The sequence below is a fragment of the Acinetobacter sp. NigerLNRRAM0016 genome, from assembly GCF_054112845.1.
Map to the genome: position 1 here is coordinate 54,205 of NZ_JBSYVT010000018.1, position 20,067 is coordinate 74,271.

Consider the following 20,067-nt stretch of genomic DNA (forward strand, 5'->3'; position numbering starts at 1 on the left):
ACAGTTTATTTTTTATCAGGGGAAACACAATGTACCGTCTCAGCATCCTCATCCTGACGCTGGCAGTGGCTGCCTGCCAACCCACGACCTCGGTTCAGCAACAGCAGCGTGATTTTATTTGTCAGTCTTTAATTGAGGGGTATTTAAAAGCATCAGGACAGCAAAATTTTGAGTTATGGCAAAAAAGTGATGTGCAAGATACGGTCATTCCGCAGCGCCTGTTTAGCTACCAATCAGGTTCAACCCGCACCACTTTGATTGGCGAGACACCGTTGAAAAAATTACAGTTTGTCTGTTGGAACAATGCACAGCATTTTGCGATTGCGCTGCACGATCAAAATGCTCAACCACGACCAGCCTTGCTCACCGTGCAGATACACTTGCCGCAAACTAAAGATAAATGGCAAGCTGCTGTGCCAAAAACTCAATAAATAGACGAACCCGTTTCGGTAAGTGCTCTTGTTGATAGTACACAGCGTGGATGTTTTGGTATTGCAGTTCAATCTGATCTTCAAACAGTGCCTGCAACCGCCCCGCGTTTAAATCTTCCTGCACCAAGAAACGGGACAAACAGGTAATGCCTGCCCCATGCAATGCCAGCTGGCGCACCGTTTCACCATTGGAGGCTTTGATTTTGGGATGAATGTTCAAGCGCTGCCCCTGATGTTGCAACGGCCAATTGTTTAAATGGGTCGGCTGGGTAAAACCAATTAAGGCATGCTGCAATAACTGCTCGGGTTGATGCGGTATGCCATGCTTCGCCAAATACGCAGGACTCGCCACAAGGTATAAGCGGCTTCGACAGAGTAATTTGGCATGTAAACTGGAATCATTTAATTCGCCAAAGCGAATTGCGACATCGGTTTTATGTTCCAGCAAATCAATCACCTGATCGTGATTATTCAGCTCAATCTCAATCTTAGGATATTGCTGCATAAAGTTCTGAATCAGCGGCACAATCACATGCAGTACAAACGGCGTGGCGGAATCGACCCGAATTAAGCCTGAAATATCATGATCGGATTTTAATAATGCGTCTTCGGCTTCGGTCAAATCATTCAAAATCTTGCGCGATTTTTCCAGAAATAGTTGTCCTTCTTGTGTCAGTTTCAGCTTGCGCGTGGTTCGCTCCAGCAAGGTCACATTCAGCTTGCTTTCCAAGCGCTGCAAGGCACGACTGATGCCCGATGTGGTCTGTCCCAGTTGCTCAGCAGCTTTGACAATCGAGCCACTTTCAACAATCTGGACAAAGGCATTTAATTCTTCAATGGTCGATTTCATTGGGTATTTATTGATTATTGGTCAAGAATATTGTGTGAATTCTTCGATTTTCCTACAACATTTATTTCTACAAAATCTTCCAACCTGACCAATCTCGATTCAGAAATACGTGTCTATCCCAAAAGGTTAAATACTTTTCGCTTAACAGCTGCAACCCTCAGGTCTGCAAGCGATGCCCAAAGTCCTGAACCCAGTGGGCATCACCTCACATGCTTTAGCGTAAAATTACAGGCAAAGCGGCATAATTCCGTGGCTTTGCCAGTTCCTGTTTCATCTTCAACAGCATTTGATAAGGTTGTTGCTCAACAAATAGATTCACCGCACTGAGGGGAATGGAACCTTCAGGGTCTGCATAACCATAAGTCGAAACTTTGACTTTTTGCTTACTCAGTTTTTGGAAAGTCCAGTCCCCTTCATAACGGGTTAAACGCACATAATCTGGATTCAGCGGATAACCTTGCTCTACGGCTTTGTTCTGAATATGAATCATCCCTTGAGCATCTTTACTCATTTTCCCCTTCACCACCAAATCACGGTCTTTTAAAGGAAATGGAAAATCCAGCACCATATACAACAGAAACTCACCCTTGCTGTCATCTCGGGAGAGCACCTTGACGCTGCCCATATAAGGCACCCATTTAGGCGCTTGTTCCACATCTAAAATCAGCGCAGTGGCCTTTTCAATCGGAACATCAAAATGCGTTTCGGCTTTATATAACACCACAGGGTTGGCGTTGTTTTGGTAGGTCCAGACCTTAATATTCTGTTTGTTAATACTAAGTTTGGCATTGTCGATCGACTTTGCCTGCGCTGTAGCCAACAAGGCTACAGCACAGCAAGTCATTAATTTTATTTTCATTGAGTTACGCTTCTTATTTTAATTTTATGCAGCAGTTTTATAGTAACAGGGCTAAGCCTTAGACCTGAATATCATTAAAACCCAGTACATCTTTCATGTCATATTTACGCGCATCACGACCCACCACCCACGCAGCGGCACGGACTGCACCAGAAGCAAAGTTCATACGGTTGGTGGCTTTGTGGGTGATTTCAACACGCTCACCTTCACCAATAAACATCACGGTATGTTCACCCACGATGTCACCACCACGAATGGTTTGGAAACCAATACTTTGACGCTCACGCGGACCTGTATGTCCTTCACGGCAATACACTGCATCTTGTTTCAAGTCACGACCTAAAGCATCTGCAATCGCTTCACCCATCATCAAGGCAGTCCCTGATGGTGCATCCACTTTATGACGGTGATGCGCTTCGATCACTTCAATATCCACCGTGTCACCAAACACTTTCGATGCCAGTTCTAAAAGTTTGATGGATACATTCACGCCCACAGAATAGTTGGCAGCATAAACCACAGGTGTTTGTGTTGAGGTTTCATCCAGCAATGCCTTCTGCTCATCATTCATGCCTGTGGTGCCAATCACCATCGCTACACCTGCTTCACGGCAAAGCTTTAAGTGCTGTTCGGTGGCAACAGGTGCAGTAAAGTCGATCACCACATCACAGGCTGGCAGAACTTCCTGCAAGCTCCCCGCGATCTTCACGCCAATATTGCCAATGCCTGCAAGTTCACCCGCATCAGAACCGACCAAACTGCTTTCAGGACGTTCAACCGCAGCTGCCAATTGATAACCCGCTTGTTGTACCGCCTGAATCAAAATGCGACCCATACGACCGCCTGCACCCAATACCCCAATGCGTGGACTTGTAGACATAATCCGTTCCTAATCTCGAATTTAAAATTGCCTTTACTATAGCAAAACTCTGCAATGAGACTAAGTTATGAGCTGGATTTTTCGTAAAAAACTTGTTTTGGCGTAAACCTACACGTTACAGCCATGATTCAACCCCACGATTGAGTGAAGAATGAGATTGAAATCTGGATTTAGATTGAAAAAAATCCTTAAAAATGAATTTGAAGGCTCAGCTTTTTCACACAATGTTCATCTTGCATACGCAGACTAGCCGACACGAATCATCAAGAAATAACAATTGTAAGGAGACTTGCCATGCATTCGAAAAAAATGACACTTGCACTACTTTTCACTGCGCTAACTGCGGCGCATGTTTATGCAGAACCTGCGGTTCAGTCTGGGGACTCTGTGGACAGTTTGGCTGGAGTAAAAATCATGACCACAGTGAATGGTCAACTCGGCAGCCTTGCCGAGCGTATGGCAGGCAACAAAACCCAAGCTGCGGTTGAAGCGACTCAGGCTTCTAGTGAAATGGTCAGTGTCGATGCGATTGATGCGCCAATCCCGCAATAAACACCGACAAAAAAAAGGGCATGTTTTACATGCCCTTTTTTTGATTCGAACTTAATCGAATAAACGATCGAAGAACGATTTTTTCTTTGGAGAAGAATGGCTGTCTTCACCATCCATGGTCACTTGCAACTCTTTCAACAATTCACGTTGACGAGCGGTCAAGTTGACTGGAGTTTCCACCACAATACGGCAAAGTAAATCACCCTGCATGCTGGTACGTACAGGTTTTACCCCTTTACCACGCAAGCGGAACATTTTTCCAGTTTGTGTGCCTTCAGGAATTTTCAAGCTCACGCGACCTTCAAGGGTCGGAATCTCAATTTCTTTACCCAACGCAGCATCGGCAATGCTTACAGGGACATCCATATACAGATCTGCACCATCACGCTGGAAGATTTCGTGTTCACGAACCACCACTTCCACGTATAAGTCGCCAGATTGACCATCACGGATGGCTTCACCTTTACCACTTAAACGTACGCGATCGCCGTTGTCTACGCCCGCAGGAATCGTTACTTCTAGGGTTTGCTGACGGTCAGAAACCCCTGAACCATGACATTTCTGACAAGGGTTCTTAATGATTTTGCCTTGTCCACGACAAGTCCCACAGGTTTGCTGTACCGAGAAGAAACCCTGTTGCATACGCACTTGACCTGCACCATGACAGGTTTTACAGGTTTCAACGTCATTCGGATTTTTAGAACCTTTACCATCACAACTGTCACACGGTGCTGGCGCAGTAAAAGTAATGGTTTTTTTCACCCCTTTCACGGCTTCTTCTAAGGTGAGTTCCATCACATAGCGTAAATCGGAACCACGGCGCTGACGTTGCTGACCACGACCGCCACCACCAAAAGCGCCACCGAAGATGTCACCGAACTGACTGAAGATGTCTTCTGCACTGAAACCGCCGAAGCCACCACCGCCGCCACCGAAACCACCTTCAAACGCGCCATGTCCCATACGGTCATACATGCTGCGCTTTTCGCTGTCCGAAAGAATTTCATAAGCTTCAGAGGCTTCTTTAAATTTCTCTTCTGCTTCAGGATTGTCTGGGTTACGGTCTGGATGATATTTCATCGCCAACTTACGGTAGGCTTTTTTAATTTCATCATCACTAGCGGTTTTAGCGACACCTAAAACCTCATAATAATCACGTTTAGCCATGTCTGGCGATGCTCCTCACGGAATTTCATTTCATACTGAATAATGCTCTGAAATTGGGGGTGAAACGCGATTTTACAAGGGCAAAATGCTAAAAAAATTATAAATTTTAGAAAACTGCTTTATTTTTTAGAAACTTAGAAAGTCCCTTAATCCATGCATTGAGCAGGTATAAAAAGGCAATCAGGGCGAACACCACGCCTGCAACTGTGCAGCCTGTGACCCATAAGGCACTATTCCAAGTGAAGAAACACAGCGGAATAAACCACAGTGCTGCAAACAGGCTTAAAACGGTATAAATGATGATATTGCGCATAACCCAAAGGGCTTGGGCTTGTAACCAGACTTCAGCATTGTCGACTTGGGCAATTTTACGGGCAAACCAATAGGCAAAAATACCGCTGATGACGGTAAACAGAGCCAAAAACATGAAGACATAAGAAATCGCGATAGAACGGCGATACTTGGTTAAACTGTCTTGCTTCATGTGCGATTAAACCTCATTACTACATCTGTGATTTATTTAATATGTAGCAAAATTCCTAAGCTGAAATTTAATAAAAATATAAGGTGCTACTATATTGAAATTTTCCAACTTTCGCACCTGATATTACTAAAATATTTTGTACTAAACGGTCTTTTTCACCTTAAACCACTGTGCATACAAAGCGGGTAAAAAGAATAGTGTGAGCAAAGTCGCAACTATCAGTCCACCCATGATCGCCACCGCCATCGGCCCAAAGAAAATACTGCGCGATAAAGGAATCATCGCCAGCACTGCCGCCAGTGCAGTCAACAAAATAGGACGGAAACGGCGCACCGTGGCTTCAATAATCGCATCCCATGTATTTTGCCCAGCAGTACGATCCTGTTCGATTTGATCAATCAGAATCAGCGAGTTACGCATGATCATTCCAGACAGGGCAATAGTGCCTAACATTGCCACAAAACCGAAAGGTTTATTAAACAGTAATAAGAACAGTACCACACCAATCAGCCCCAGCGGTGCCGTGAGCAGCACCATGGTTGCTCGTGACATACTTTTCAATTGAATCATCAATAAAGTCATCACCACTGCCAAGAAAAATGGCATGCCTGCATTCACCGACTTTTGTCCACGTGCCGACTCTTCCACCGTGCCCCCCACATCTAGCAGATAACCTGCGGGCAATTGTGCACGCACATGTTGCATCTGCTCCGATAACTCCGCAACGACCGTGGCTGGTTGTAGTCCTGTGCCAATATCTGCGCGCACAGTAATGGTTGGTAAACGGTTACGATGCCAAATCAGCCCTTCTTCAAAGCGATAGGCAATTTTGGCAATTTGCGCCAAGGGAACAGAAGTACCCTGTGCAGTCGGTACCGCCAAGCTGGCAATCGACTCTACACTCAAGCGCTCTGCTTCTTCACCGCGCAAACGGATATCAATGAGCTCACGCTTTTCCCGATACGGATGCAACACGGCCCCTTGAATGGAACTGTTCAGGAAATTGGCCAGTTCGACACTGGAAATGCCCAACTGACGGGCACGATCCTGATCAATCTGCAATTCTATGATTTTACTCGGCTCTCCCCAATCGAGATGGACATTGTGGGTATTGGGATTGTCATCGATCACCGCCGCGACTTGATGCGCCGACTGACGCACTGTCTCGAGGTCTTCCCCTGAAATACGGTACTGGATCGGATAGCCCACAGGCGGACCATTTTCCAACAAGGACACACGGGTTCGCACATGCGGTAATAAAGCGCGAATTTGATGTTCTAGCGCATGACGAATCTCATCGCGATCATCCAGAGAAGCGGCCAAGACCACAAACTGGGCAAAACTGGCTTGCGGTAATTGCTGATCTAAAGGCAGGTAAAAGCGTGGCGATCCCGTACCGACATAGGCGACATAGTTTTCAATTCCCTGCTGCTGCGCAAGGAACTGCTCCACTTTTTTCACGGCTGCCTCAGTGGCTTTTAGGGATGCGCCTTCTTCCAGTTTTAAATCCACCAAAATTTCGGCACGATTTGATGGCGGAAAAAACTGCTGCGGCACCAGTTTGAACATCAGCACGGACAGGACAAACATGCCCAGCGTTGCCGCAATGACGGTTTTACGGTAAGTCACACACCAGTTCACCCACGCGCGAAAGCGCTGATAGAACTTGGTCTGATAGGGATCATGTTCGATAGCGTGCAGCATCACAGGTTGCGGCTCGGGCTGCTTTCTTAAACGTGCCCACAGCCTTTGATACCATGCGACTTGCGTCGGCTGCTGCTGAAAATCAGGCAATAACTTAGCCCCCAAATATGGCACAAACAGCACGGCGGCAAACCAAGACACAATCAGGGCAATGGTCACCACCTGAAAAATCGAGCGGGTATATTCCCCTGTGCTGGATGCGGCAGTGGCAATCGGCAAGAATCCTGCGGCGGTAATTAAGGTGCCTGTCAGCATCGGAAATGCCGTGGTTTTCCATGCAAAACCTGCGGCCTGTAAGCGGCTATAACCCTGCTCCATCCGGATCGCCATCATTTCAATGGCAATAATGGCATCATCGACCAGTAAACCGAGGGCTAAAATCAGGGCACCGAGGGAAATTTTATGCAGCCCGACATCAAACAGATGCATGCCTGCAAAGGTCATTGCCAGCACCAGTGGAATGGAAAATGCCACCACTAAGCCAGTACGGAAGCCCAAAGAGAAAAAGCTCACCAGCAAGACAATAATCACTGCCTCTGCCAGCACTTTCATAAATTCATGCACACTGCGTTCAACCGCGACCGGTTGATCGGACACTTTTTGTAGCTGCATGCCTAAAGGCAGACTCTGCTGCAAGGTGGCAAACTCGGTTTCCAAATTCTTACCCAAAGCCAGAATGTCACCGCCTTTACGCATAGACACCGCAATGCCAATGCCATTTTCACCTTTGAAACGCATCCGTGGCTGGGCTGGCTCACTAAAGCCACGATAGACGTCAGCGACATCGCCCAATTGAATGGTTTGACCATTCACCAGCAAAGGCATTTTTTTCAGTTCATCTACACTGTGCAACTGACCACTGACTCGAATCTGAATGCGATCGGTCTGGGTTTCAAAATAGCCTGCGCTGGCCATAGCATTTTGTTGCTGCAAAGCCTGTTGAATGGCACTGAGCGGAATTCCAAGCTGGGTGGCTTTGGTATTGGACAAATCAATCCAGATTTTCTGGTCTTGCAGTCCAATCAGCTCGACCTTACCCACATCTTTGACCCGCTGTAATTGCAGTTGCAGACGGTCAGCATATTCTTTTAACACGGCATAATCATAATCTTTGCCTGTCAGCACATAGATGTTGCCAAAGGTATCGCCAAACTCATCATTAAAGAACGGACCTTGCACATCACTCGGCAGCTCATGCCGAATATCATTGACCTTTTTACGGACGTCATACCAGACATCGGGAATCTGTGCCGAGCGTAACGAATCCTTGGCCACAAAGGTCACCAATGATTCACCCGGACGGGAATACGCCATAATGCGCTCATAATTGCCCGTACTCATCAGCTCCTTTTCAATCCGATCGGTCACTTGTAACGATACTTGCTCGGCAGTCGCACCTGGCCAGTAGGTCTGTACCACCATGACTTTAAAGGTAAACGGTGGATCTTCGCTTTGTGATAGCTTGGAATACGACACCATCCCCACTATGCCCAGTAAGATCATGAAATACAGGATTAAGCCTTTATTTTTCAGTGCCCATTCCGACAGATTAAAATTCATGATTTCGCTCCTGTCATGGACTGGCTGCGCGGCAGTTGCACGGTGCGATTTTCCCGATCAATCGGGCGAATTTTTTGCTGCTCACGTAACAGGTGCACGCCGCCCACCACCACATAATCCTCAGGCTGCAAGCCCGAAAGTACAGCTACACTGTCACGTCCATAGGCCCCTAAAGTGACCTGCACTTTATGCACCCTTGAATCCGAGCGAACCACCCAGACATAAGCCTGTTGCGCATTGGCAGACACACTGGACAGCGGCACGCTCAATCCGTGAGTTTGCGGTGCACTGAAAAAGACCCGTGCACTTTGCCCCAACTGAATCTCTGCATGATTACCTTTCAAAGCGACTTTGACCCGAAAGGTACGGGACTGATCTGCCGCAGGTGAAATTTCACGTACGTAGCCTGCAACTTGATCTTCTGGCTTTGACCACACGCTGATCACGGCTTGCTGTCCGATGCTGAACGCACTGATGGCTTGTTCAGGCACCCCGATCCACACTTCACGCTCACCATCCATCGCCAGTTGATAAGCCGCTTGCCCTGTGGCAACCACCTGTCCAACTTCGATATTGCGTGCCGTAATCACCCCACTTTTGTCTGCAATTAACTGGTTATAACGGGTCTGGTTTTGACTGACTGCATAATTGGATTGCGCCTGCTTTAAACTGGCTAACGCGGCTTGATACTGATTCTGCATGGCATCATATTGCGAGCGACTGACGGCGTTCATCGGTAACAATTGCTGAAACCGCGCCAGCTCCTGTTCGGCCACTTTGACTGCCGACTGGGCACTGTCCAGTTGCGCACGGGCAGCATGCAGTTGTAGCTGTGCATCTTTAACATCTAATTGCGCCAGCACTTGCCCCACTCGAACTCGATCTCCGACCTCTGCAAAACGCTGCATCACCTGTCCAGACACACGAAATGCCAAATCGGTTTGTTGGCGGGCTTTGACTTCCCCTGCATAACTTTTTTGTTCTGTCAGCATATTGCTCGGCTGAGTCACCATCACCAAAGGTTCATGTTCGGTCGTCGCCTGCTCACGACTACAGCCCCAAAGGGTCAAACTGCATAAAATTAGTAAACTGGCAATCAGGGTCTTCACGGGCTTCATGTGCTGGTGCTCTTATCTAAAAGTCATTTTTAGGGCAAAATACTAAGCTGTTCTTTGAACAATTTTTAATTAATATACTATGCGGTACACTAATTAAAAGTCCTACTTGAAGTAAATGACTTTATTCACCTGAACTGGAAAATTTTGTGCAAATGAATGTTGGTCGGCCCAAAGACTTGGAAAAACATAAGAAAATTCTGCTTGCAGCCAAAAACCTGTTCCTGAAACAGGGCTATCATGGTTGCAGCATGAACCAGATTGCCAAAGAAGCGGGTGTCACTAAGCTCATGATTTATAATCATTTTCAGGACAAAGCCAGTCTATTTACCTGTGCCATTGAACAGACCTGTGAAACCTTAATGGAAACCCGTCCCTTTCAATTAACCGCAGACAGCCATTTTCTGGACGCCTTCGCCCAAACCTGTCAAATCGCACTCAATATTGTGTATTTACCCGAAGCCGTGAAACTGGAGCATTTGCTGATTGAACTGGCGGCTGAACAGAACCCGCTTGCCTTGCAGTTTTATAATGCCTCGCATCAAAAAATGTGTGATGGCTGGGAAGATTTCTTTCAGCAAGCCGCAGCACTGAGATTTATTCAAGCTGCCGATGTAGAACAACAGCGTTTATTGCTGCTGTCTTTATTGCTGGGACTGCGCCATCTAGAAATTCTGCTCGGTGTTCGTGCCATTCCTACCCCGCAGGAACAACAAGAAATTATTCAGCAAAGCATTGAACTGTTTATGCTGAAATATGCACCCGCAAGAGCATGAGCATTGCGGTGTCTATCTGCCTTGGCTGGACATGATCTGATTGCTAGTTTTATCGGCAAAAGCTTGCGACTTTTGTAGCCCTGCCACTTGGCATTACGGCAAATCGCGGTATAGTCAAAAGAATAAGAACTGGAGAATGGAAAATGATTCAACAAATTGATGCTCCACTACGCGAAGACGTACGGTTACTTGGTAATTTATTGGGCGAGACCCTCAAACTACATGCCGGGCAAGATTTGTTTAATCAGATAGAACAAATTCGGGCACTCGCCAAAGGCGCACGTGACGGACAGGTCGAAGCCGAAAAACAACTCGAGCAACTGTTTCTAAGTCTTGAAGATGAAGAAATTCTGCCCTTAACCCGTGCCTTTACCCACTTTCTTAACTTTGCCAATATTGCCGAACAGTACCATGTGGTGCGCAGTCGTCGCCAAAGTGAATTTGATCCCGAAGCACCCTCCCCAAATCCACTCGATCATCTGTTCCAAAAATTTAAAGCCCATGAGGTTTCTGCCGAGCAGCTCTATCAACAACTGTGTGAACTAAAAATTGAGCTGGTGCTGACAGCTCATCCGACCGAAGTCAGCCGTCGTACCCTGATTCAAAAATATGATGGCATCAATGACTGTCTGTTTAAATTTGACCAGCAGAAACTCACTCCACGTGAACGCCAAGCGGTATTAGAAGACCTAAAACAACTGATCTGTTCTGCATGGCAGACCGATGAAATTCGTCAACATCGTCCAACCCCTGTCGATGAAGCCAAATGGGGCTTCACCACCATAGAGCAAACCTTGTGGAATGCAGTGCCGAAATTCATGCGTGAGCTGGATGGCATGGTGGAAGAGCATTGCGGACAACGCCTACCCCTGCATGTTGCGCCTGTACGTTTTGCCTCATGGATGGGCGGCGACCGTGACGGTAACCCGAATGTAACGCATAACGTGACGCAGGAAGTATTGTGGTTATCGCGCTGGAAAGCTGCGGATTTATATTTACGGGATATTGAAGATTTACGCTGGGAACTTTCGCTGCAAAGCTGCAGCGATGAGTTGCTGCAAGCGTTGGGCACACCTCATCCAGAACCGTATCGTGAATATTTACGCGATACCCGTGAACGCCTAAAAATCACACGTCAGTGGTTAGCGCAAAAACTGCAAGACCAAGACTTAGCCTTAGATGACAGTCGGGTCATCAAAAGTAAAAATGAACTGTTACAGCCTTTGTTACTCTGCTACCGCTCGCTGATGTCCTGTAATCTGCCTGAAATTGCCAATGGTAAATTGCTGGACTTTATCCATCGCGTGAATTGTTTCGGTATCGAGCTGCTCAAGTTAGATATTCGTCAGGAATCAGGACGTCATCGCCAAGCCATTTCTGCCATTACAGAATATTTGGGACTGGGGAATTTCGAAACGTGGACAGAACAAGCGCGTCAGAATTTCTTGTTACAGGAATTGCAAAGCAAACGCCCGCTGCTGCCGAAACATTTAAATGAACCTGAACAAAGCCTGATTTTGCATCCCGATGTTCAAGAAGTATTTGCCACCATGCGTACACTGGCAGAACAGCCTGCGGAAAGCTTGGGTGCTTATATTATTTCCATGGCGGAATATCCAAGTGATGTACTGGCAGTCTTGTTATTACAGAAAGAAGCTGGCATTCAGCAGCCTTTACGCGTGGTACCGCTGTTTGAAACCTTAAAAGATTTGGATGGTGCTGCGCACACCATGCAAACTCTGTTCAATATGCATTGGTACAAACAGCATATTCAGGGCAAGCATGAAGTCATGATCGGCTATTCAGACTCGGCGAAAGATGCTGGCTTTATGTCCGCCAACTGGGCGCAGTACCGTGCACAGGAAGAACTGACCGCGATTGCCAAACAACATGGGGTGCAACTGACCTTATTCCATGGTCGTGGGGGTTCGATTAGCCGTGGTGGTGCACCAACCCAACAGGCGCTGTTCTCACAGCCACCGGGTTCAATTTCAGGCGCCATTCGTGTCACCGAACAAGGCGAAATGATACGCTTCAAGTTCGGACTGGAAGGTATCGCGCTGCAAAATCTGGAAATTTATACCGCAGCCACGCTGGAAGCGACCTTATTACCCCCTCCTGTCCCGAAAGCAGAATGGCGCGAACTGATGCACCGCATGACCGATCTGTCTGTGCAGGTGTATCGTCAAACCGTGCGTGAAAATCCGCATTTTGTGAAATATTTAAGAACCGTGACCCCCGAACTGGAATTACAAATGTTGCCATTGGGATCACGCCCTGCAAAACGCAAAGTCAGTGGCGGGATTGAATCATTACGTGCCATTCCTTGGGTATTTGCGTGGACACAAATCCGTTTGATGTTGCCTGCGTGGTTAGGCACAGGCGCAGCCATTAACCAAGTGATTGAGCAAGGTCATAAAGCCACTTTGGAAGACATGCTGCAACAATGGCCGTATTTCCAGACCCTGATTGATATGCTGGAAATGGTCTTGTCCAAAGCCGATAGTCATGTGGCTCTCTACTATGAAGCCCACTTGACCCAAGATGAAGACTTAAAAACACTGGGAGCGGAATTACGCCAACGCTTGCAAGAAGCGGTAGGGACTTTACTGACCCTGAAAGATGAATCGAAATTGCTCAGTAGCAATGAAGTGCTGGATCAATCCATGCGCGTGCGTAAACCGTATTTGCTGCCGCTGCACTTGCTACAAGCCGAATTGATGAAACGACGTCGCCTCTATCTGGCAGAACGCCAAGCCGAACATACCCCTGTCGATCATGCACTCATGGTCAGCATTGCAGGGATTGCTGCCGGCTTGCGTAATACGGGTTGATACAGCAACTTGCGATTGGCAGTTCAGCTTGGTGCTGAGCTGCCAATGTACTGTTTCTTCTGTGTAACGATTGGCAAAATCTTTCTTTTCCCATCCCTTTTTCTTGGCTTAGATGGATTGTTAAATTTTTTTTGAAAGATTGATAAAAAATATTTATTGCTCAACAAAGCCAATAAATGAGATTTTTCGAGCATAATTTATAGAATAATATATTGATTTATTGTCACTTTAGAAATATATAGTTTTTACCACTTGGTATAAAATCATTATAAATCAGACCTCTACTCAATCTAAAATTAAAAATCAATGATTAAATCACTCGAAAAGAAAGAGTATGATGTGCACAATTTGTTTTTGAAGTGATCAATTTATGTCCGATTGGTTTCCCAAATGGCGTCCTTATACAGGCAGTGTCGATGCGCGTCCTGTAGGAACCAGTGAATATCTTCCACCTGCACAAAGTGCGGTACTTGGCATTCAGCATGCCTTTGCCATGTTCGGTGCGACCGTACTGGCACCGTTCCTGATGGGCTTTGACCCGAATCTTGCCATCTTTATGTCAGGCATCTGTACCATCCTGTTCTTTCTTATGACGGGTGGTCGCGTACCAAGTTACCTCGGTTCAAGCTTTGCCTTTATTGGTGTAGTCATTGCCGCAACAGGTTATGCCGCTTCAGGAACTGGAGCCCCAAATGCCAACCTCGCGGTTGCTGCGGGCGGGATCATGGCCTGTGGCGTGCTCTACGCACTGTTTGGTCTGATGGTCATGGCAACTGGAACCAAATGGATTGAAAAACTCATGCCGCCCGTGGTCACAGGTGCGGTGGTGATGATTATTGGTCTGAATCTAGCACCTGTAACAGTCAAAGGCGTAGCCGGCAATCCCTTTAATATGTGGATGGCGTTGGTGACTGTGCTGTGTATGGGTTCGATTGCCGTATTTACCAAAGGCTTATTGCAACGTTTATTGTTATTGATTGGCTTATTACTGGCGTACTTGATCTACTTTATCGTTTCCAATGTCCTCGGATATGGCACACCCATTAACTTCACCCCAATTCAACAAGCGGCTTGGTTTGGTCTCCCAACTTTCCATTCTCCACAGTTTGATGTGAATGCGATGCTCATCATTGCACCCGTGGCATTAATTTTAGTGGCTGAAAACTTGGGGCATATTAAAGCCGTAAGTGCCATGACAGGTGAAAACCTCGATCCACAAATTGGTAAAGCCTTTTTGGCGGATGGTGTTGCGACCACACTTTCAGGCGGTGTCGGTGCACCAGGCATGACTACTTATGGTGAAAACATTGGCGTGATGGCGGTGACCCGCGTGTATTCGACCATTGTGTTTGTGATTGCAGGTGTCTTTGCGATTTTCTTAGGGCTTTCACCGAAGTTTGGTGCGATTATTCACACCATCCCAACCGCAATTTTGACAGGTGCTTCAATTGTGGTGTTTGGTTTAATTACCATCGCGGGGGCGAAAATCTGGATCGAAAACAAAGTCGATTTCTCTAAAAATAAAAATCTGATGGTGGCAGCCGTAACCATTATTTTAGGCACAGGTGACTTTGCCCTACAGTTCGGTAATTTCAATTTAGGTGGTATTGGTACTGCAACTTTTGCAGCCTTGATTTTGAACTGGTTCTTTAGCTTGAACGATAAAAGCGAATAATCCCGTTTAAATTTTATAGCAGCCTTCGGGCTGCTTTTTTTATCAATACCGCTTAGATTTGCGTCTTTAACATCGGGTTTATAAGATAGTAAACTTAACCCTATGCGAATGGCTGGCTATGCGCCTCGATTTTTTTGATTTACGTTTATTTCTCAACATTGTGGAGACAGGCAGTCTGACCAAAGGGGCAGAGCGTTCTGCTATTTCCTTACAAGCCGCAAGTGAACGCATCAAAAAGCTCGAACAACACTTCGCAGTTGCTTTATTTACCCGCCATGCCACTGGGGTCAAACTGACCCTTGCAGGACAGATGTTTAACCAGCAAGCTCAAATTTTAATTCAGCAAAGTCAGCAACTTGAACATGCTATGTTGCCCTTCGCACAAGGGCACAGCAACAGCATGACACTGTGGTGTAATTCCTCGGCACAGAGTGAATATCTGCCGCTGATTTTACCCAACTACATGCTGGAAAATCCGCATCTGCAAATCGAGCTGCGCGAAGCCGAAAGCAATGACATTATTCAGGCTTTAGTTAAGGGCACCGCCCAACTGGGGTTAATTTCGAGCTTTTTTGAAGCACCTAGCCTGCAAACCCTAGAATTTGCAGATGATCCACTGGTGCTGATTTGTCCGCCACAACATCCCTTAAGCTCCAATACGCCCTTAACGTTAAGCCAGACCTTGGACTATGCCTTTGTCGGTTTGATGCAATATCATTCCCTGCAACAATCTATTGAAGCGCAAGCCAAACTCCTCGGCTGTAGCATCCAGTATCGTTTACGACTACCGAATTTCGGCGCGATTGCGCAAGTGGTCACCAATGGCGTTGGCATCGCCATCATACCGAAACGCGCAGCACAACGTTTGCAGCAGTTGTATGCTTTTCAACAGGTTGAATTGCTGGGTGCATGGGCAAACCGTAAATTACTGTTGGCGGCACCAAACTTTGATGCCTTGCCCATCGACTATCAACATTTTAGCCAGTATTTGATCAGTCAACGTCCACAGCTTACCGATCAAACTGTAAGCATCAGTGACTAAACAACATATAGCCTCCAAGTATCATTAATCCCAAGAAAAAGACTTTTCGGAATTTCTGTTCTGCAATTCTGTAGCGGATACGGGTTCCCAACCACATGCCCAACAAGGCAGGAACCAAAGCCATCACAGACCAGGCATAATCAATAGGCAAATGATCGACAGGATTCTGCTGCAAGAATATCGCCAAACAAGCCGTCGACACGGTAAAGGCCATCCCCAAGGATTGCACTAGATCATCACGCTGCAAATGCAAAGACTGCAAATATGGCACCACAGGAATCACCACCACGCCTGTTGCCACTGTCAGTGCGCCGCCCAAATACCCCATCAGCGGAGATAACACCGCAGCATAGCGCGATAAGTTGGGTATTTGTTTGGCGGCTAAACCGTATAATCCGTAAAGCAGTAACATGCCGCCTAATAAAGCCTCGCTGTTGAAGTCACTTTGCCCCAAACGAGGGAAAATACTCCAGATTGAGCCAATGATGATGCCCAACAATAATGACCAAAAGCGTTGCAAAACGCGCAGCACCTGTCCTTCAGCACATAATTGCCAGATATTGGTCACCATAGACGGTACGATCAGCAACGATGCGGCCTGAAAAGAGCTAATCATCATAGTCAGTAAGCCCATTGAAACAGCAGGTAAACCCAAACCAATCATGCCCTTGACTAAACCTGCCAGTAAAAACACGACAGCAATAAAACTCAACACAACCCGCTTCCTTAGTGCTTAAATCCGTTCAAGCACTATGCTAAGACAATGAATGGCAAAGCAAAATCAGGCTTTTTTGAGGTCAGCCTCAAGTTTTCCTTGAGGGGCTATCGGAGTGGGTTCAGTCTAAATGCTGTAAAGGTTTTAAATGGGTAAAAATGCAGTGAGCATTGCAAGATTATGGCTTGGGTGCTGTTAACTGGAATAAGGCAGCCTGTTTGCCATCTTCTATCCCCCAAATCGAACCATCCGCTGCTTGGACCAGATCTCGGATACGTTGCTGCATATCGATACGTTGTACCTCCTGCGCAGGCTGTTGTTGCGTTTCCACCACAATAATCGCTTTTGAGGACAGTCCACTGATTAAGGCCTTATTGGTCCATTGCGGAAATTGTGTACCACGATAAAACATCAAACTGGAGGGGGAAATTACTGGGGTCCAACTCAGTTCAGGCGCTTGAAATTCGGGACGAGTCGAATGATCAGGAATATCTCGTCCACTGTAATGATCACCATTCGACACAATCGGATAACCATAATTGGCACCTTTATGGATACGATTCAACTCATCGCCACCCCGTGGTCCCATCTCAGCCACCCAAAGCTGTCCTTGCGAGTCAAAAGCCATCCCTAAAGGATTGCGATGCCCCAAACTCCACACTTGTGCTGCAATCTGACCTTGAGTCGTAAATGGATTGCCATCTGCGACTGAACCATCCTCATTCAATCGAATAATTTTGCCCAAATTGGTATGCAGATCTTGCGCAGGCTGAAACTTCTGGCGCTCGCCCGAACTGATCCATAATTTCCCAGCATCATCAAACACGAACCGATGTGCATAATGCCCCTGCCCTGAAACTTTGGGTACCTGTCGCCAAATTGGTGTGATCTGTGTAAGTTGAGGCTGACTGGCGATACGCTCATCTAAAACGGCACGGATCACCACTGCCCCATAACCACCTTCACCTGCCTCAGCATAACTCAGGTAAATCAGATGGTTCTGCTTAAAATCAGGATGCAACAACACATCCCCCAAACCGCCTTGCCCGCCATAAGCCACCGCAGGTATACCTTGCACCGCTATTTTTTGCCGTGTTTGGGGATTAAATAGCACCAGACTGCCCGCCTTCTCAGTAATCAATAGACGTTGATCGGGCAAAACTGCCATCGCCCACGGTTCATTGAATTCACTGATCTTATTCACCTGAATAGGCTGTGAAATAGCAACCGAGGCATGCGCAGCCTGCTGCTGTTGTTCATGACTTGACTTATTTTCTGCATGGCAGGCCGAAAGCAGAATAGAACTCAATAAGCCCAACCATATCCCCGCATGATTTATAGAATGCTGCATGACACCCTCAATGAAGGTCTGATTGATTATTACTCTAACCAAACTCTTGAATGAGAAAAATACAAAATATGTAGCCCAAACTTCATTTTATTCAATACATTCATGTCAGCCAAAGCGTACAGGGAATGCAGCAAACACGCCTATACCTTAGTCGTATTTCAGATTATATTGAACTCATACAGAAACAGGATGTTTCTTAGAATAACAATAAAGAGTCGACAACAGGACGTTGAGGTATTACAGGAGTTTTACCTTTAATGAAATACGAAAAAGCCCCGATAGGATATCGGGGCTTTTTCATTTGTTATTTCAATCGCCCAATAAAAAAGAGCCTCTGTACGAGGCTCTCTATATCCAATTTAAATTAGCTGTATGAGCTTTGCTTGGATGTTTGCGATGCTGCAGGGGCTTCAGCCACCTCTTCTGCTTTATTCACTTTAATCAATGACACAGCAAATGCGGCAATAATCGCTGGAATTGCAACTGCAATGAAGTTCATTTTATGCGGCAAGTCCATCCCTAATAACATTCCAATCACAATTGGGCCCACAATGGCACCCACACGACCAATACCAGAAGCCCAGCCTAGACCTGTAGAGCGTACTGCTAGCGGGTAATATTGTGCTACATAGCTATACAGTAGAATACTACAGCCAATTGAAGCTGCACCTGCCAATGCCACCAATAAATAAATCACAGGTTGTGGTGAATTGAAGCCTAATCCTACCAAGGCACATGCACCCACAATCAACATGCTGATGATGACTGGTTTTAAATGGAAGCGATCTGCAAGAATACCTCCACCCGCTGTGCCAATAACGGCACCAATGTTTAATGACAATAAGAACATTAAGCTACTGCCCATAGAGTAACCTGCGGCCATCATCAGTTTTGGTAACCAGCTACCTAGCGCATAAACCATCAATAAGCACATGAAGAAGCATGCCCAGAATAAAACCGTACCCATGCCACGACCATTTTTAAATAATGCGGCAACTGAGGCATCTGGCACTTTCGCTTCATTTAAGACCAAAACAGTATTTTCAGTCACTTTTTCGTCTGGAACAAGACGTTGAATAATATGACGTGCTTTTTCAGTTTGTTGTGCTTTTACCAAGAAAGTGACTGATTCAGGTAAGTATTTCCATAAAATTGGAATAAATAACAATGGAATGCCCGCAATAAAGAACATGATTTTCCAGCCAAAAGTAGGTGTAAAAGTTACCCCTAACAATGCTGCCATAATCCCACCCATGGCATAGCCACTAAACATTGCAGTAACTAAAGTACTGCGTACTTTTTGTGGTGCATATTCTGATGTTAACGCGACCAAGTTCGGTAATACGCCGCCAATCCCTAAACCAGCAATAAAACGTAAAATACCAAATTCAGTCGGGTTTGACGCAAAACCACCCAAAAAAGTGAAACCACTAAACAGGGTTACACAGATAATAATGACCTTTTTACGACCAATTTTATCGGCCAACATACCGAATAACATGGCACCAAACATCATCCCTGCCAATGCAGTACTGGCGAGCATACCAGCTTGTACCGCAGTCATTCCCCATTCTTTCATCAACAAGGGCAATGCCACACCATTAATGGCTAAGTCATAACCATCAAATAAAACGACGAATAAGCACCATAAAACTACCGTTAAATGAAAGGGCCGAAATTTAGCCTGATCGATTACAGCATTTACATTCATTGTTGTCGCTGTCATTTTTACTCACCTCCAATTGTGAGACTTTATTGTCAACATACAATGAATAGCCATTCATTTTTTGTCTAAAACCTCAAGGGTATAAAGATATACCTATAAGGTATTCAGATGATCAAATGGAATAATTTGTCAGCAATTTGAGGGGGAAAATGACCCTGAAATGTAGTTAAAACGTTACTTTTATCGCAACCTATAATAAATAATTTATTAAAATTAGTATCTTATGTTTTAAATGCTCAACAATAAGACCAAAGATAACTTGCTTTAGAGAATGTTAAATTTTATCGCATTTTTTACATGTTTAATTTCTAATCTACAATAAAAAACACCCCCTTCTTATTAGAAG

16 protein-coding genes are annotated in these 20,067 nt (G+C 45.9%); 6 read left to right on the forward strand and 10 right to left on the reverse strand.

The features are described from left to right. The first annotated feature begins 29 nt into the window (after positions 1 to 29). Positions 30 to 431 carry a hypothetical protein gene (locus tag ACWQ4X_RS12275; protein WP_457903827.1) on the forward strand — a complete coding sequence of 134 codons (402 nt, stop codon included), beginning with the start codon at positions 30 to 32 and terminating at the stop codon, positions 429 to 431. Here the strand turns inward: ACWQ4X_RS12275 and ACWQ4X_RS12280 are convergent. The 3 genes from ACWQ4X_RS12280 to dapB form a co-directional block, all read right to left on the reverse strand. Beyond that, positions 391 to 1,281: a LysR substrate-binding domain-containing protein gene (locus tag ACWQ4X_RS12280; RefSeq protein ID WP_457903828.1), complete on the reverse strand. Its 891-nt coding sequence runs from the start codon at positions 1,279 to 1,281 to the stop codon at positions 391 to 393. The genes ACWQ4X_RS12275 and ACWQ4X_RS12280 overlap by 41 nt on opposite strands. Positions 1,282 to 1,495: 214 nt before the next feature. Beyond that, positions 1,496 to 2,140, reverse strand: coding sequence for an START domain-containing protein (locus ACWQ4X_RS12285; protein WP_457903829.1), 645 nt, complete (start codon positions 2,138 to 2,140; stop codon positions 1,496 to 1,498). 58 nt (positions 2,141 to 2,198) lie between these two features. Further along, the gene (gene dapB / locus ACWQ4X_RS12290) at positions 2,199 to 3,020 is read right to left on the reverse strand and encodes a 4-hydroxy-tetrahydrodipicolinate reductase (protein ID WP_142769894.1); all 822 of its coding nucleotides are present in this window, start codon (positions 3,018 to 3,020) and stop codon (positions 2,199 to 2,201) included. A 294-nt stretch (positions 3,021 to 3,314) separates the two neighbouring features. Between dapB and ACWQ4X_RS12295 the strand changes: the two genes are divergently transcribed. Next, positions 3,315 to 3,572, forward strand: coding sequence for a hypothetical protein (locus ACWQ4X_RS12295; RefSeq protein WP_457903830.1), 258 nt, complete (start codon positions 3,315 to 3,317; stop codon positions 3,570 to 3,572). Positions 3,573 to 3,623: 51 nt separating this feature from the next. Here the strand turns inward: ACWQ4X_RS12295 and dnaJ are convergent, their stop codons facing one another. The 4 genes from dnaJ to ACWQ4X_RS12315 all read right to left on the reverse strand — a co-directional run bounded on the left by dnaJ (position 3,624) and on the right by ACWQ4X_RS12315 (position 9,605). After that, positions 3,624 to 4,739: a molecular chaperone DnaJ gene (gene dnaJ / locus ACWQ4X_RS12300; protein WP_161932817.1), complete on the reverse strand. Its 1,116-nt coding sequence runs from the start codon at positions 4,737 to 4,739 to the stop codon at positions 3,624 to 3,626. A gap of 106 nt (positions 4,740 to 4,845) precedes the next feature. Further along, the gene (locus ACWQ4X_RS12305; protein WP_100241095.1) at positions 4,846 to 5,223 is read right to left on the reverse strand and encodes a hypothetical protein; all 378 of its coding nucleotides are present in this window, start codon (positions 5,221 to 5,223) and stop codon (positions 4,846 to 4,848) included. 141 nt (positions 5,224 to 5,364) lie between these two features. Continuing rightward, a complete protein-coding gene (locus ACWQ4X_RS12310; RefSeq protein WP_457903831.1) occupies positions 5,365 to 8,487 on the reverse strand; it encodes an efflux RND transporter permease subunit in 3,123 nt (1,040 codons plus the stop codon). Further along, the gene (locus ACWQ4X_RS12315) at positions 8,484 to 9,605 is read right to left on the reverse strand and encodes an efflux RND transporter periplasmic adaptor subunit (RefSeq protein WP_457903832.1); all 1,122 of its coding nucleotides are present in this window, start codon (positions 9,603 to 9,605) and stop codon (positions 8,484 to 8,486) included. The genes ACWQ4X_RS12310 and ACWQ4X_RS12315 overlap by 4 nt, the downstream gene beginning before the upstream one ends. A gap of 146 nt (positions 9,606 to 9,751) precedes the next feature. On the opposite strand from ACWQ4X_RS12315, the gene ACWQ4X_RS12320 reads away from it, so the two are divergent. From ACWQ4X_RS12320 to ACWQ4X_RS12335, 4 genes are all read left to right on the forward strand, one after another. Then, entirely contained in the window at positions 9,752 to 10,378 is a 627-nt protein-coding gene (locus ACWQ4X_RS12320) for a TetR/AcrR family transcriptional regulator (RefSeq protein WP_457903833.1), read from the forward strand. A gap of 143 nt (positions 10,379 to 10,521) precedes the next feature. After that, positions 10,522 to 13,212: a phosphoenolpyruvate carboxylase gene (ppc, locus tag ACWQ4X_RS12325; protein WP_457903834.1), complete on the forward strand. Its 2,691-nt coding sequence runs from the start codon at positions 10,522 to 10,524 to the stop codon at positions 13,210 to 13,212. 370 nt (positions 13,213 to 13,582) lie between these two features. Then, on the forward strand, positions 13,583 to 14,887 hold the full coding sequence (locus ACWQ4X_RS12330; RefSeq protein ID WP_457903835.1) for a solute carrier family 23 protein: 1,305 nt from the start codon (positions 13,583 to 13,585) through the stop codon (positions 14,885 to 14,887). A 118-nt stretch (positions 14,888 to 15,005) separates the two neighbouring features. Further along, complete coding sequence (locus ACWQ4X_RS12335; RefSeq protein ID WP_457903836.1) at positions 15,006 to 15,929, forward strand: LysR family transcriptional regulator; 924 nt, start codon at positions 15,006 to 15,008, stop codon at positions 15,927 to 15,929. On the opposite strand, the gene ACWQ4X_RS12340 is transcribed toward ACWQ4X_RS12335, so the two are convergent. The 3 genes from ACWQ4X_RS12340 to ACWQ4X_RS12350 all read right to left on the reverse strand — a co-directional run bounded on the left by ACWQ4X_RS12340 (position 15,919) and on the right by ACWQ4X_RS12350 (position 19,721). Further along, the gene (locus ACWQ4X_RS12340; RefSeq protein WP_457903837.1) at positions 15,919 to 16,644 is read right to left on the reverse strand and encodes a sulfite exporter TauE/SafE family protein; all 726 of its coding nucleotides are present in this window, start codon (positions 16,642 to 16,644) and stop codon (positions 15,919 to 15,921) included. The two genes, ACWQ4X_RS12335 and ACWQ4X_RS12340, sit on opposite strands and share 11 nt — an antisense overlap. 178 nt (positions 16,645 to 16,822) lie before the next feature. After that, on the reverse strand, positions 16,823 to 17,995 hold the full coding sequence (locus ACWQ4X_RS12345; protein ID WP_457903838.1) for a PQQ-dependent sugar dehydrogenase: 1,173 nt from the start codon (positions 17,993 to 17,995) through the stop codon (positions 16,823 to 16,825). A gap of 364 nt (positions 17,996 to 18,359) precedes the next feature. Beyond that, a complete protein-coding gene (locus tag ACWQ4X_RS12350) occupies positions 18,360 to 19,721 on the reverse strand; it encodes an MFS transporter (RefSeq protein WP_457903839.1) in 1,362 nt (453 codons plus the stop codon). Positions 19,722 to 20,067 lie beyond the last annotated feature (346 nt).

What these genes read in the sequence shown, in the direction of transcription:
- ACWQ4X_RS12350 (WP_457903839.1), bottom strand. Translation starts at nt 19,721, where the DNA reads ATGACAGCGACAACAATGAATGTAAATGCTGTAATCGATCAGGCTAAA.
- ACWQ4X_RS12275 (WP_457903827.1), top strand. Translation starts at nt 30, where the DNA reads ATGTACCGTCTCAGCATCCTCATCCTGACGCTGGCAGTGGCTGCCTGC.
- ACWQ4X_RS12330 (WP_457903835.1), top strand. Translation starts at nt 13,583, where the DNA reads ATGTCCGATTGGTTTCCCAAATGGCGTCCTTATACAGGCAGTGTCGAT.
- dapB (WP_142769894.1), bottom strand. Translation starts at nt 3,020, where the DNA reads ATGTCTACAAGTCCACGCATTGGGGTATTGGGTGCAGGCGGTCGTATG.
- ACWQ4X_RS12280 (WP_457903828.1), bottom strand. Translation starts at nt 1,281, where the DNA reads ATGAAATCGACCATTGAAGAATTAAATGCCTTTGTCCAGATTGTTGAA.
- ACWQ4X_RS12335 (WP_457903836.1), top strand. Translation starts at nt 15,006, where the DNA reads ATGCGCCTCGATTTTTTTGATTTACGTTTATTTCTCAACATTGTGGAG.
- ppc (WP_457903834.1), top strand. Translation starts at nt 10,522, where the DNA reads ATGATTCAACAAATTGATGCTCCACTACGCGAAGACGTACGGTTACTT.
- ACWQ4X_RS12305 (WP_100241095.1), bottom strand. Translation starts at nt 5,223, where the DNA reads ATGAAGCAAGACAGTTTAACCAAGTATCGCCGTTCTATCGCGATTTCT.
- ACWQ4X_RS12310 (WP_457903831.1), bottom strand. Translation starts at nt 8,487, where the DNA reads ATGAATTTTAATCTGTCGGAATGGGCACTGAAAAATAAAGGCTTAATC.
- ACWQ4X_RS12315 (WP_457903832.1), bottom strand. Translation starts at nt 9,605, where the DNA reads ATGAAGCCCGTGAAGACCCTGATTGCCAGTTTACTAATTTTATGCAGT.
- ACWQ4X_RS12345 (WP_457903838.1), bottom strand. Translation starts at nt 17,995, where the DNA reads ATGCAGCATTCTATAAATCATGCGGGGATATGGTTGGGCTTATTGAGT.
- ACWQ4X_RS12285 (WP_457903829.1), bottom strand. Translation starts at nt 2,140, where the DNA reads ATGAAAATAAAATTAATGACTTGCTGTGCTGTAGCCTTGTTGGCTACA.
- ACWQ4X_RS12295 (WP_457903830.1), top strand. Translation starts at nt 3,315, where the DNA reads ATGCATTCGAAAAAAATGACACTTGCACTACTTTTCACTGCGCTAACT.
- dnaJ (WP_161932817.1), bottom strand. Translation starts at nt 4,739, where the DNA reads ATGGCTAAACGTGATTATTATGAGGTTTTAGGTGTCGCTAAAACCGCT.